10 protein-coding genes and 1 pseudogene are annotated in these 12,070 nt (G+C 66.0%); 7 read left to right on the plus strand and 4 right to left on the minus strand.

Annotated elements, in window-relative coordinates; all coding sequences use genetic code 11:
• The 3 genes and pseudogenes from QH195_RS09200 to QH195_RS09210 form a co-directional block, all read left to right on the plus strand.
• Nucleotides 1-131: pseudogene (locus QH195_RS09200) on the plus strand (inner membrane protein YhjD); the annotation flags it as partial.
• Nucleotides 132-1,107: 976 nt separating this feature from the next.
• Entirely contained in the window at nucleotides 1,108-1,455 is a 348-nt protein-coding gene (locus QH195_RS09205) for a hypothetical protein (RefSeq protein ID WP_280420247.1), read from the plus strand.
• A gap of 483 nt (nucleotides 1,456-1,938) precedes the next feature.
• Nucleotides 1,939-2,226 carry a hypothetical protein gene (locus QH195_RS09210; protein ID WP_280435039.1) on the plus strand — a complete coding sequence of 96 codons (288 nt, stop codon included), beginning with the start codon at nucleotides 1,939-1,941 and terminating at the stop codon, nucleotides 2,224-2,226.
• Between the two features lie 198 nt (nucleotides 2,227-2,424).
• Here the strand turns inward: QH195_RS09210 and QH195_RS09215 are convergent, their stop codons facing one another.
• Nucleotides 2,425-2,649 (minus strand): hypothetical protein, encoded by a 225-nt coding sequence (locus tag QH195_RS09215; RefSeq protein WP_280420249.1) that lies wholly within the window; start codon nucleotides 2,647-2,649, stop codon nucleotides 2,425-2,427.
• A gap of 60 nt (nucleotides 2,650-2,709) precedes the next feature.
• Between QH195_RS09215 and QH195_RS09220 the strand changes: the two genes are divergently transcribed.
• The gene (locus QH195_RS09220) at nucleotides 2,710-4,215 is read left to right on the plus strand and encodes a PLP-dependent aminotransferase family protein (protein WP_280435040.1); all 1,506 of its coding nucleotides are present in this window, start codon (nucleotides 2,710-2,712) and stop codon (nucleotides 4,213-4,215) included.
• Between the two features lie 196 nt (nucleotides 4,216-4,411).
• On the opposite strand, the gene QH195_RS09225 is transcribed toward QH195_RS09220, so the two are convergent.
• On the minus strand, nucleotides 4,412-5,611 hold the full coding sequence (locus tag QH195_RS09225) for an acetate kinase (RefSeq protein WP_280435041.1): 1,200 nt from the start codon (nucleotides 5,609-5,611) through the stop codon (nucleotides 4,412-4,414).
• Nucleotides 5,612-5,637: 26 nt separating this feature from the next.
• Nucleotides 5,638-7,710, minus strand: coding sequence for a phosphate acetyltransferase (gene pta / locus QH195_RS09230; RefSeq protein ID WP_280435042.1), 2,073 nt, complete (start codon nucleotides 7,708-7,710; stop codon nucleotides 5,638-5,640).
• Nucleotides 7,711-7,867: 157 nt separating this feature from the next.
• Here pta and QH195_RS09235 point away from each other — a divergent pair, with 157 nt between their 5' ends.
• Both QH195_RS09235 and QH195_RS09240 read left to right on the plus strand, forming a co-directional pair.
• Nucleotides 7,868-8,695, plus strand: a complete 828-nt coding sequence (locus QH195_RS09235) for an alpha/beta fold hydrolase (RefSeq protein ID WP_280435043.1) — start codon at nucleotides 7,868-7,870, stop codon at nucleotides 8,693-8,695.
• 190 nt (nucleotides 8,696-8,885) lie between these two features.
• Nucleotides 8,886-9,845 (plus strand): AraC family transcriptional regulator, encoded by a 960-nt coding sequence (locus QH195_RS09240; RefSeq protein WP_280435044.1) that lies wholly within the window; start codon nucleotides 8,886-8,888, stop codon nucleotides 9,843-9,845.
• A 149-nt stretch (nucleotides 9,846-9,994) separates the two neighbouring features.
• Here QH195_RS09240 and fgd read toward each other — a convergent pair whose 3' ends face one another.
• Nucleotides 9,995-11,005, minus strand: a complete 1,011-nt coding sequence (gene fgd / locus QH195_RS09245; protein WP_280435045.1) for a glucose-6-phosphate dehydrogenase (coenzyme-F420) — start codon at nucleotides 11,003-11,005, stop codon at nucleotides 9,995-9,997.
• A 203-nt stretch (nucleotides 11,006-11,208) separates the two neighbouring features.
• Here fgd and QH195_RS09250 point away from each other — a divergent pair, with 203 nt between their 5' ends.
• Nucleotides 11,209-11,964 (plus strand): HAD-IIA family hydrolase, encoded by a 756-nt coding sequence (locus QH195_RS09250; RefSeq protein WP_051158047.1) that lies wholly within the window; start codon nucleotides 11,209-11,211, stop codon nucleotides 11,962-11,964.
• The last annotated feature ends 106 nt before the right edge of the window (nucleotides 11,965-12,070 follow it).

Here is a 12,070-nt window from a genome sequence, read left to right on the forward strand (position 1 = left end):
TGGAGATGCCGGGGTCGCGGTGGCTGTTGTGGCTGCTGTCGACGCTGCTCGCATTGGTCGCCTCGTGGGCGTTGTTCGCCTGGATCATCGCCCGGCTGCCGCGGGAACCGGTCACCGTGCGCAGCGCCGCCTGGTTCGCGCCCACCACCGCGCCCTCGCTCCACCATATCGCCGACCCCCACCCCGCCCTGGCCGCCGCGGCGCCCGAAACCGTGGCCGGGTTCGGGGCGATGGCCACCACCACCAGCGAACACCACGACGAGCTGGTGGCGATGCGCAAGGAAATCGAAGGGTTCCTGCGACAGTTCATCATCGATTCCGCAGTAGAGGCCGCGGTCACTGCCGGTATCACCGTCGCCGCCTCCTTTGTCACCTTCGGTGCCGCGGCCCCGATCGGTGCCGCGATCGGCGGATCCCGCCTGGCTACCCTGTGCGCCAAGTACGGGGCGAAGATCAAGCCGTTCATCGCGCTGTTCAAAACCCGCGGCCTCGGCCGCGGGTTCAAAGACGTTCCGGACTTCTCCAGCCACAAAGTGGAGATGGACCGGATCTGGCAGATGATCAACAAGAAGGCGCCCGGTGGGCGGCGGCCCACCGGTACGAACTGGTCGCTTACCCCCGAAGATGTCAAGGTCCTGCAAACGGGGCAGATGCAGACGCGACCGGATGGAACGACGCTGAACCAGCTGCTGTTCCGCGGTACACCGTTGAGCCCTGAAGAGCAGCAGCAGGTTCGCGCGCTCAATGAGGCATTGGCCAAATTACCCTCGCATGAGGGGCCTGTGGTGCGGCATATGAACCTGTCGCCGGAACAGCTCGCCCGCTACGAACCGGGTAAGCCGATCACCGAAAACGGGTTTACGTCGACCTCGCTGAAGCCGGACGGCACCAATTCAGCGTTCGCCGACACTCAGAATGTCGAGTTCCAGATCGTGAGCAAGACCGGCAAGCCGGTCGGCGAATACTCCGGACTCGACGACGAAGTGCTGTTCGGAGCCGGGACACCGTTCATGGTGCACAACAAGGTTCCCGGCCCGAACGGGACCACCATTATCCAGATGACCGAAATCTAGGCGGGGCTCGATGTTGGAACGATTCAAAGGTCGCATGAGGAAGGGACGTGAAATGTCCGGTGCCGACTATCTCAATAGCGAGGAATACACCCACAATCAGGCAATATTCGATCAACTCAACGCCGAGAAACGTAATCTCCGTGCCGCCCGGGACGCCGACCCGAATCGGGGCACCATCGACGATATCGACCCCGAAACGCTGCGAAGGCTACGTGCCCGCGCCAACGACATGGTGACTCCCGAAACCGAAGGGTGGCATCAGGACGCGGACCACTGGTACAACGGTGCCGGCGAGGTCGTCTACACCCGCGGCGCAGACGGTTGGTACGACACCAGTGGTATTCGCGTCTATGACCTGGTTTACAACCGGATCACTCAGTAGCGCCATGGCTGCTTCTCATGCGAAGCAGCCATCCAGCGCCTTGTCCGACAACATGGCGAACCGGAAAACCGGTGGTGTCCCTTGATTTGTCCGGGGGGCCTGAGCGTTGTCAGGATTCACCCGGCGCCCGGGCTTTGCAGATGCCGGACTCAGCCCGCCAGTGCCGGCCACGTATCCCTATCGGCCCGCGGGTACGGGCCGCCCACGCCCCGTACCCGCGACTGAACCTTGATCGAAAGTCGTGGCACGTCCGGAGCATTCTGGCTTCGATGCACAGCATTCCTTCGCTCCGGCGAGATGAAAGCCCTCACGGTTGCCGTTGATCTGGGTTTCGACGTTGGCGTAAGAGACATTTTCGGTAGCCCAGCCGATGGCCACTCGGTCGGTGCTCTGCCTCGCGGTGTTCGATGGGCGTTTCCAGGTTCTTGCGGTATCGGTTAGGCTGGCCGCTCGTCGAACACCCCGGGGGATGTGGAGGTGCGTATGGGCAGGAAATCCACCGGTCGATTCGCCGTGACAGTCTCGCTGTGCGCCACGACTGCGCTGCTCTACGGGTGTGCGCAGGACACCGGTGGCCACGCCACGGCCGCGGCTCCGGTGGTAGCGCAGGCGACGACCGAGACCCCGCAGGAGCGCAGTCTGCGTATCCGGGACGAGCTGGTGCGGCTGGGTTGCGATACCAATTCCTGTATCCAGACCTATTTCGCCTGTGAGGACGGTTTGCTGTCGGGTGAAGCGTGTGAGTTCTACCGGCAGCATCCGCTGAAGTAGCCGAAACCAGTCCAGTTGAAAAACTGGACTGGTCGATTGCTGTGGATTCTCGGGTGCGGTGGCCGCCGGATCGGGGACGGTCCTCGATATTTCTGTGCACCCGCGGCCGGGTCGATCGGTTCGGTCGGCCCCGAGTTCCCGATTCGGCCGACCAGCGCTACCGGCCGGTGACCTGCGCGGACTTCCAGGGCGCGGGTCTCAGGTGGTGCGGGTGCGCAGCGACGGTGCTTCCCGGTGCGACCGTGCGGCATTCAAGTCCCGGTACCCGCGTTCGGTGTCGTATCGCGTCGCCGATTCATCGGTGATCGAACCGAGCGGCCGGTACCGCTCCAGTAGTTCCGGTAGTCGTGATTCGGTGACCAGGTACTGGTAGGCGAAAAAGACGAAGGTTCCCACTCCCACGAGTGCCACAAAGAGTGTCATGTTCCCACTATCGCTCGATTGGACTTGCCGATAAAGAGCCAATCGGTCGATACTGGACTTATGTCGACGAGAGTGCTCGGCGCCGCGGGGTTGGCCCGCGATCTGGGGCAGTGGCGCGGCCCGGACCCGGCATCGGCGGAGGGAGGTGCCCGGCGTCCCGCCCGGCCCGCCTATCTCGCCCTGGCGGAGGGAATCCGGCTGCTCATCCACGACGGCCGGGCGCCGCTCGGGATCGCCCTGCCCAGTGAACGCGATCTCGCCACCACCCTCGGGGTCAGCCGCACCACCGTGACCTCCACCTATGCCCTTCTGCGCGAACACGGTTACCTCATCACCCGGCAGGGCTCGCGGTCCACCGTCGCGCTGCCGCCGGCCATCGCGCACGACGGTGGCCGTGCCGGGCGCGGGATTCTGGCCACCATGGCTACCGGTGCCCAGCCCGCGGTCGACCTGACCTATGCCGCGATGACCGCTCCGCCGGAGATGGAGGAGGCCTATTCTATTGCGCTGCAGGGGATTCCGTCGTATTTGAGCACCCACGGCATGGACCCGGTCGGTATCCTGCCGCTGCGCGAAGCGATCGCCCGCCGCTACACCGAACGCGGATTGCCGACCGGCGCCGATCAGATCCTGGTGACCCTCGGCGCCCAGCACGGCCTGCGGTTGCTGCTGAACGTCCTCGCGCCGCCCTCGGCCCGGGTGCTCATCGACCATCCCACGTACCCGAATGCGATCGAGGCGATCCGGGATGTCGGTGCCCGCCCGGTGCCGGTGCCGTTACGTCTCGAGGATCCGGGCGCGGCCTGGGATCTGGACGGTCTGCGCAGCGCCGCTCGGCAGACGGCGGCGAGCCTGGCCTATCTGGTGCCCGACCACAACAACCCGACCGGATTCCTGATGGACGAGCCGGCGCGTGCCGAACTGGCCGCGATCGCCCGGGAAACCCGGATGACGCTGATCATCGACGAATCCATGGCGAACCTGTCGCTCGGCGATACTGGCCCGGTCGCGCCGATCGCCGCATTCGCGAAGGGCGCCGAGGTGATCACCATCGGCTCGGCGTCCAAATCGTTCTGGGGTGGTCTGCGGGTCGGCTGGATCCGGACCTCGGAAACGCTGATCACCCGGCTGCTGACCACCCGCGCGACCGTCGACCTGGGCACACCGGTAATGGACCAGCTCGCGTCGGTCCATCTGCTCGAGCATGCCGAACCCATTCTCGCGCGCCGCCGCAAAATGCTGCGCGATCAGCGTGAGGCACTGCTGACGGCGATGGCCGAGGAACTGCCGGACTGGTATGTGCTGCCCGGTGTGGGCGGAATGTCGGTATGGGCGCAGCTGCCCGCCCCGGTCTCGACCGCGCTGGCCGCCACCGCCCCCAATCACGGTGTGCTGCTGGCGGCGGGACCGCGGTTCGGGGTGCAGGGCGCGTTCGAACGTTTTCTACGCCTGCCCTATACGAACCCCGAACCCGAACTCCGCCGGGCGGTCACGGCCATAGCGGCCGCATACGACAGTCTGGGGCCGCGGGCCGGCGACCAGTTGCAGCCGCTCACCTGTTACTGACAGCGTTTTCGGTAACTCGTGGGGTTACCCGGCACCGTCCTTCTCGGGCGTCATCGGTTCTCACCGTGATCGGCGTGTGAACCCCGGGCGAACAGCGTCCTGCTCACGATACGCCCGGATATGGGGGAGCCCAGGAGGACAGCGCCTCCGGGCGCCGCCCGACGTCAGCACGGCTGTTCCCCGGGCACGGCGCGATTCACGAGTTCTGGGTAACCGCGACCGCGGCGCGGGCGATGGCGAGTTCCTCGTTCGTCGGGACCACCAGGACCTGCACCGGGCACTCCGGTGGAGAGATCCGGCGGGGCCCGCGCTCTTTCACGGTGTTGAGACCGGGATCCACCACGATCCCGAACCGGTGCAGCCCGGCGAGAGCGTCCGCGCGCACATCGGGGTTGTTCTCGCCCACGCCCGCCGTGAACGTGATCGCGTCGACCCCGCCCAGGTCGATCAGGTAGGCGCCGAGATAGTGGCGCAGACGGTGCACGTAGACGTCATAGGCTGCGCGGGCCGAAGTATCACCGGAATCGATCCGGCGGCGCAGTTCGCGGAAGTCGTTGACCCCGGCCATCCCGCGTAGCCCCGACCCGCGATTGAGCAGCCTGTCGATACCGTCGACGTCCAGATGTGCCGTCCGCATCAGGTGCAGGATTATCCCGGGGTCCAGATCACCGGATCGGGTGCCCATGACCAGCCCCTCCAACGGGGTCAGCCCCATACTGGTGTCCACCGGGCGTCCGCCGCGCAGGGCCGATACCGAGGCACCGTTACCCAGGTGGAAAACGATCTGGTTCAGCGTTTCCGGTGGGCGGCCCAGGAATTCGGCGGCGCGACCGGAAACGTATTCGTGCGAGGTGCCGTGGAAGCCGTAGCGGCGGATTCCGTGCGTTTCGGCGACCTGGCTGTCGATCGCGTACGTTCTCGCGGCAGCCGGCAGACCGTGGAAGAAGGCGGTATCGAATACCGCGACCTGCGGTGTATCGGGCAGCAGTTCGCGAACGGCCTCGATCCCGCGGATATTGGCCGGATTGTGCAGCGGCGCGAGGGTGCTCAGCTCGCGCACAGTGTTCAGGACCGCGTCGTCGATCAGGGTGGGCCGGTAGAAGACCTCGCCGCCGTGCACGACGCGATGGCCCACCGCGGTGATCCCGGCGGCGGTGAGATCGTGGCCGGTTTCGGCGAATTTTGCGAAGGCCAGGCGCAAACCGGCGGTGTGGTCCGGGATCTCTTGCTGTTCGGTGACTGTCCGATCCCCCGCGGTGTGCTCGATCGCGCCGCCTTCCTCACCGATCCGCTCGACGAGACCGGACGCGATGATCGAGCCCGAATCCGGCTCCATCAGCTGGTATTTGATCGAGGAAGAACCCGAGTTGACCACGAGTACGCGAATCGGTTCCATCGCCGTCTCCTGTCCGCCGGACCGCGTCACTGCTGCTGCGCCTGAATGGCGGTGATGGCCACCGTGTTCACGATATCGGTGACCAGCGCACCCCGGGACAGGTCGTTCACCGGTTTGCGCAAACCCTGCAGCACCGGCCCGATCGCGACCGCACCCGCGCTGCGCTGCACCGCCTTGTAGGTGTTGTTGCCGGTGTTCAGGTCCGGGAAGATGAAAACCGTGGCCCGGCCCGCCACTTCGGATCCGGGTAGTTTGGCGTCGGCGACCGTCGGCTCGATCGCGGCATCGTATTGGATGGGTCCCTCCACCAGCAGTTCCGGCGCCCGGTCCCGCACCAGCGCGGTCGCGACCCGCACCTTGTCCACATCCGCGCCGCTACCGGATTCGCCGGTGGAATAGGACAGCATCGCCACTCGCGCGTCGATACCGAAACGGGTCGCGGTGGCCGCCGAGGACATGGCGATATCGGCCAGCTGCTCGGAGGACGGATCGGGGACGACGGCGCAGTCGCCGTAGGCGAGCACCCGATCGGCCAGGCACATCAGGAACACACTCGAGACCGTCGAAACCCCCGGGACGGTCTTGATGATCTCGAAGGAGGGGCGGATGGTGTGCGCGGTCGTGTGCGCGGCCCCGGACACCATTCCGTCGGCGAGTCCGCGATGCACCATCATCGTGCCGAAATAGGAGATATCGGTGATCGTTTCGCGGGCCCGCTCCAGCGTCATGCCCTTGTGCTTACGCAGTTCGGTGTATTCGCGGGCGAAATCCTCGAGGTGTTCGGAAGCGCGCGGGTCCAGCACCTGCGCACCGGTGATATCCACCCCGAGCTCCGCGGCCCGGGCCCGGACGGCCGTTTCGTCACCCAGGATTATCAGGTCGGCGACCTTGCGTTGCAGTACCCGGCCGGCCGCACGCAGCACCCGGTCGTCGTCGCCTTCGGGAAGCACGATGGTCTTGCGATCCCCGCGGGCACGTTCGATCAGCTGGTATTCGAACATCTGCGGAGTCACCACGCTGGTGAGCGGCACCTCGAGGCGGTGCAGGAACTCCGCCGCATCGACATGGGTTTCCATCAGCGCCAGCGCGGTATCCACCTTGCGCGGGTTGTCGGCGGACATCCGGCCGCGGGTGCGGTGCGCGACACCGGCGGTGTCGTAGGTACCCGATGCGGTGGTCAGTATGGGTAATCGTGGTTTCAGCCCGGTGATCAGGCGGGCGATCGCGGGGTGCGGGAGCAGTCCACCGTTCATGACGATCCCGGCCAGTGACGGGAAACTCTCCGCCTCGTGCGCGTTCACCACACTCAGCAGCACATCGGACCGGTCGCCCGGCGCGATCACCACGGCACCGTCGAAGAGCCGTTCCAGAATGTGTTCGGCGGTCATTCCGCCCACCATCACCCCCAGCGCCTCGCGGTGCAGGAGTTCGGGGTCACCGCTGTAGATCTCGCCGTCCAGTGCATCCCGCAACTCGGCCATGGTGGGCGCGATCAGCAGCGGCACCTCGGGCAGGCTCCAGCACGGGACACCGAATCCGGCGAGCCGATTCCGCACCGGCTCGAGATCGTCGGGCGCGCAACGGTTGGCGATTATCGCCAGAAGCTGTGCGTGCTCGCTCGCCAATTCCGCCGCGCACAGCTCCGCCAACTGCTCGACCTCGTCCGGTGACCGCTGCGCACCCCGTACCACCAGCAGCACCGGCGCCCCCAGGTTCACCGCGATCCGCGCATTGAACCGCAGCTCACTGGGGCTGGCCACATCCGTGTAATCGCTGCCGACGATCACCACGGCATCACATTCCGCCGCCACCTCGTGGTACCGCATGACGATTTCGGAGACGGCGGCGTCCGGGTCGGCGTGCACCTGCTCGTAACTCACCCCCACCGCCTGCTCGTATTCGATATCCACGGTGCTGTGTTCGAGCAGCAGTTCGAGAATGTAATCGGGTTCGGTCACCGACCGGGTGATCGGCCGGAACACCCCCACTCGCGCGGTGGTCGCGCACAACATCTGCAGCACCCCGAGCGCCACGGTCGATTTCCCGGTATCGCCCTCCGGCGATGCGATGTACACACTGGACGCAGCAACCTCGGCCATGAGCTAGAGCCTAACGGTGTGCACTGGTGCCCGTGGCCTGCCGCGGCCCGGTTACCGCACGACAGGCGGTAACGGTAATCATCGTGCGCGTTTCCGGTTGTCCTTTGCGTGGATACGGTCGAACGGCCGCAGGCGCGGTCATGAGAATGAGCAGCCTATGGAAACCAGAGATGTATTCGTCCCCACCCGACTGGGGCAATTGCACGTTGTCGTCACCGGCCAGGGCGATCCGATTCTCCTGTGGCCCAGTCTCCTGATGGACGCAAGCCTCTGGGATTCCCAGATCGACTACTTCGCGCGAAGTCATACCGTTATCGGGGTCGATCCCCCTGGCCACGGCAGATCCAGCCCGCTCGAACGGCAGTTCACATTCGGCGAATGCGCTCAGTGCGTAGTCGACATACTCGACCATTTCGAAATCCCGTGGACCTACTTCATCGGAAATTCCTGGGGGGCGATGGTCGGCGCGACATTCAGCGCCGGATTCCCGGAACGAGTCCGCGCGGCTGTCCTCATGAACGGCACGGCATCGCCGGCCTCCCGGCGTCAGCGGCTGGAATACCGAGCCCTGCTCGTTGTGGTGCGCATGCTCGGCGGTATCAGGCCACCGCTGACCTGGTCTGTCGTCCGCGCCTTTCTCGGACCGACATCGCAACGGTCCCGCCCGGATGTCGTCCGCCGGGTGCTGACCATTGCGCAGAAAAACGATCGGGATTCACTGATCCGAGCCGTCCGGTCCGTGGTGATCGCGCGTCCCGATCAGCGCCCCGCGCTCGCATCCATCACCTGCCCCACCTTGGTGATCGCCGGCAGAGAAGACCGGACATTTCCGCTGCCCGAGGTCGAGGCCATGGCCGAGAGCATTCCGGGGGCGACACTGGCCGTCATCGACGATGCCGCCCACCTGGTAGCGGCGGAGGTTCCGGATCGCGTCAACGATGCGATCCGTACCTTCCTCGCTCGGAATACCCACACCGGCAAGTGAACGGATCATCGAGCGCCGGTGGTATCCGGTTTGCTCGCGCTGCGAGCCGGGCACGTCGTCGGGCAGGCCCACACTTTTCCGGTTCCGCTGTGATCGCACTGGTAGGTTCACATCCGACTGTCCATGCTCGTCCCCGCCGGATCCGGTCCGTGCAGCGGACACCGGGGCACACAGCGGGTGGAGGTTGCTCATGGCACCGGTCGAATCGTATTTCGTGGGCGAGGCCGATACTTCCGCGGTCCCGGCGGCCGCGTCGGCCGACTTCTGGGCCGAGCACGTATGCCGCAACCAGGGCACTCTGCAGTTCCGTTTCGCCGACGCGCCGACGTTCCGCGGCAGTATGTCGATTCAGGGTGATGCGGACTATCTGTTGATCGATGTCTGCTCCGACGACATCGTGTACACGCGGACGCGAAAGGATATCCGTTACGACGACGACGCCGGCCTACGGTTGGCCGTACCGACCACAGGTGTGCTCGGTCTTCGGCAGGACGACCGTACTGTGCGGGTTCGTCCCGGACAGGCCGCAGTCGTGACGAAAACACGTCCGGCGGATTTCCGGCAGCCGCGGGGTACGCGAGCACGTGTACTGAATATTCCGGCCGGCGCGCTGCCTCTCGCCCCCGGATCCGGTCCGTCGGTCATCGACCTGGAACAGGGCTTGGGGCCGGTTGTCGCGGGTATGGTCGGCGGACTCGTCGAACAGCGCGCGACACTGGACCGATATGGGTTCGCGGCCGCGTGCGACATGATCGTCGAACTACTCGGGTTGTGCCTGCGGCCCTCCGGAAACGCTTCCACCACCCTCGGGGCGGTCGATCTCGCGGTCCGTGACTACATCCGCCGGCATGCTACGGAACCCGAGCTCACGCCCGCGGCGATCGCGCACAGCCTGGGCTGGTCGTTGCGGCAGATTCAACTGGCGCTGCACGGGACCGGTACCACGCCCAGTCGACTGATCCGTACCGAGCGGCTCGCCACGGCACACCGGCTACTGCGCCGCGGTCCCGCGGACCGCACCATCGCCGATATCGCCTTTACCAGCGGTTTCCGGTCGCTCAGTACCTTCGGCACCGCCTTCAAGGACCGGTATGGATGTGCGCCGCACGAGGTACGCACTGCTGGTCAGCGAGCAGGAAACAGTGGTTGACGAGCGGACACGCCGTCCTATCGCGCACGGCGCCGGCGACCGATAGCGTCGTCGGCGCCTCTGTATCCGGTGCAGTGCTCGGCCGGCGCCCGGCAGTACAAGTGATACTTCGCCACCTGCGCCCGCTGGGTCACCGGCCGAGTAGTCGCTTATCCCAGGTCGCGCAGGCGCGGTGCCAGGTCACGCTGGAACAGGTCCAGGAACCGTCGCTGGTCGTGCCCGGGGGCGTGGAAGACCAGGTGATTCAGGCCCGCGTCCACGTACGGCTTGATCAGGTCGACCGCCTGGTCCGGGTCGCTGGCGACGATCCAGCGTTTGGCGATCTGCTCGATCGGCAGCGCGTCGGCAGCCTCCTCCATTTCGATCGGGTCGGTGATGCTGTGTTTCTGTTCCGCGGTCAGCGACAGCGGTGCCCAGAAACGGGTGTTCTCCAGCGCCAGGTCGGGGTCGGTGTCGTAGGAGATCTTGATTTCGATCATCCGGTCGATCGTGCTCACCTCCCGGTCCACCTTCGCCGCACCTTCGGCCACCGCCGGCATCAGTTTCTCGGTGTAGAGATCCATCCCTTTGCCGGAGGTGCAGATGAACCCGTCGCCGGCCCGCCCCGCATACCGGGCCACCACCGGGCCGCCGGCCGCGATATAGACCGGAATCCCACCGTCGGGCACGTCGTAGATCGAGGCGCCGACCGTCCGGTAGTAGGTACCGTCGAAATCGGTGCGCGCGCCCGTCCACAGCGCCCGCATGAGGTCCACCGATTCCCGCAGGCGGGCGAACCGCTCCTTGAACTCCGGCCATTCCCCGGCATACCCGGTGGCGATCTCGTTCAGTGCCTCGCCGGTGCCCACGCCCAGCATCACCCGGCCGGGATAAAGGCAGCCCATCGTCGCGAAGGCCTGTGCGATCACCGCGGGGTTGTACCGGAAGGTCGGGGTGAGTACCGAGGTGCCGAGCATGATCCGCTCGGTGCGCTCACCCGCGGCCGCCATCCAGGCCAGAGAGAACGGCGCGTGCCCGCCCTTGTGCCGCCACGGCTGGAAATGGTCGCTCACCGTCGCGCTGTCGAGGCCGTGTTCCTCGGCCAGGACCGCCAGCTCCACCAGTTCGCGCGGTCCGAATTGTTCCGCCGACGCCTTGTAACCGAGCTTCAGCTCACCCATATGCGCCACTCCTGTCGCGTTGTGTTCGGACCGTTTCCGGCCCGGAATCGACCTTAGCCAGCGCGGCCGACGACTGCGCCCGGTGGTCCGTATCACCGAGCCCGCGCCGCGGTTCCGGGCGCGGCATACCCATCGCGGGCGCCGCGAAGCGGAGAATCGACCGGGTGAGCACCGATGAACCGATTCTGTCCTACCTCACCGATATGGACGGGGTACTGGTGCGTGAAGAGCACCTCGTGCCCGGCGCCGACGAATTCCTCGCCGAACTACGTGCCGAGCAGATCCCGTTCCTGGTGCTGACCAACAATTCGATCCGCACCCCGCGCGATCTGCAGGCACGGTTACGCCAGAACGGGCTCGATATCCCGGAGCAGTCGATCTGGACCTCCGCGCTGGCCACCGCGAGTTTCCTGAACGAGCAGCGGCCCGGTGGCACCGCCTACGTGGTGGGCGAATCGGGCCTGACCACCGCGCTGCACGAGATCGGCTACGTACTCACCGACGTCGATCCCGACTACGTGGTTCTCGGTGAAACCCGCACGTACTCGTTCGAGGCGATCACCACCGCCATCCGGCTGGTCGAGCGCGGTGCCCGCTTCATCGCCACCAACCCCGACGCCACGGGGCCCTCGCGCGACGGTGTACTCCCCGCCACGGGTTCGGTTGCTGCGCTGATCACCCGCGCCACCGGTCGCGACCCGTACTACATCGGCAAACCGAACCCGCTGATGATGCGGTCCGCGTTACGCCGGATCGACGCGCATTCGCGGAGCAGCGTGATGATCGGGGACCGGATGGACACCGACGTCATCTCCGGGATGGAGGCCGGTATGCGCACCATCCTGGTCACCACCGGTATCTCCACCCGGCACTCGATCGAGCACTATCCGTACCGCCCGACCATGGTCCTGGATTCGGTGGCCGACCTGGTGGGCCGGGTGCGCACCCCGTTCGCCTGATGTCGATCGCCACCGGGCGCACCTCTGCTTGTGTCGGTAAGTTCCGGTCGGGTCTCAAACCGTTGGTGCCGCCTTCGCTGAGCCTTGTGAACTTGCATCCTGGTCG

It is taken from the genome of Nocardia carnea, from assembly GCF_029868855.1.
GTDB lineage: Bacteria > Actinomycetota > Actinomycetes > Mycobacteriales > Mycobacteriaceae > Nocardia > Nocardia carnea_A.

Coding starts and splice junctions, on each gene's coding strand:
- QH195_RS09215 (WP_280420249.1), bottom strand. CDS start 2,649: ATGACACTCTTTGTGGCACTCGTGGGAGTGGGAACCTTCGTCTTTTTC.
- QH195_RS09235 (WP_280435043.1), top strand. CDS start 7,868: ATGGAAACCAGAGATGTATTCGTCCCCACCCGACTGGGGCAATTGCAC.
- QH195_RS09240 (WP_280435044.1), top strand. CDS start 8,886: ATGGCACCGGTCGAATCGTATTTCGTGGGCGAGGCCGATACTTCCGCG.
- QH195_RS09250 (WP_051158047.1), top strand. CDS start 11,209: ATGGACGGGGTACTGGTGCGTGAAGAGCACCTCGTGCCCGGCGCCGAC.
- pta (WP_280435042.1), bottom strand. CDS start 7,710: ATGGCCGAGGTTGCTGCGTCCAGTGTGTACATCGCATCGCCGGAGGGC.
- QH195_RS09210 (WP_280435039.1), top strand. CDS start 1,939: ATGGGCAGGAAATCCACCGGTCGATTCGCCGTGACAGTCTCGCTGTGC.
- QH195_RS09225 (WP_280435041.1), bottom strand. CDS start 5,611: ATGGAACCGATTCGCGTACTCGTGGTCAACTCGGGTTCTTCCTCGATC.
- QH195_RS09205 (WP_280420247.1), top strand. CDS start 1,108: ATGAGGAAGGGACGTGAAATGTCCGGTGCCGACTATCTCAATAGCGAG.
- fgd (WP_280435045.1), bottom strand. CDS start 11,005: ATGGGTGAGCTGAAGCTCGGTTACAAGGCGTCGGCGGAACAATTCGGA.
- QH195_RS09220 (WP_280435040.1), top strand. CDS start 2,710: ATGTCGACGAGAGTGCTCGGCGCCGCGGGGTTGGCCCGCGATCTGGGG.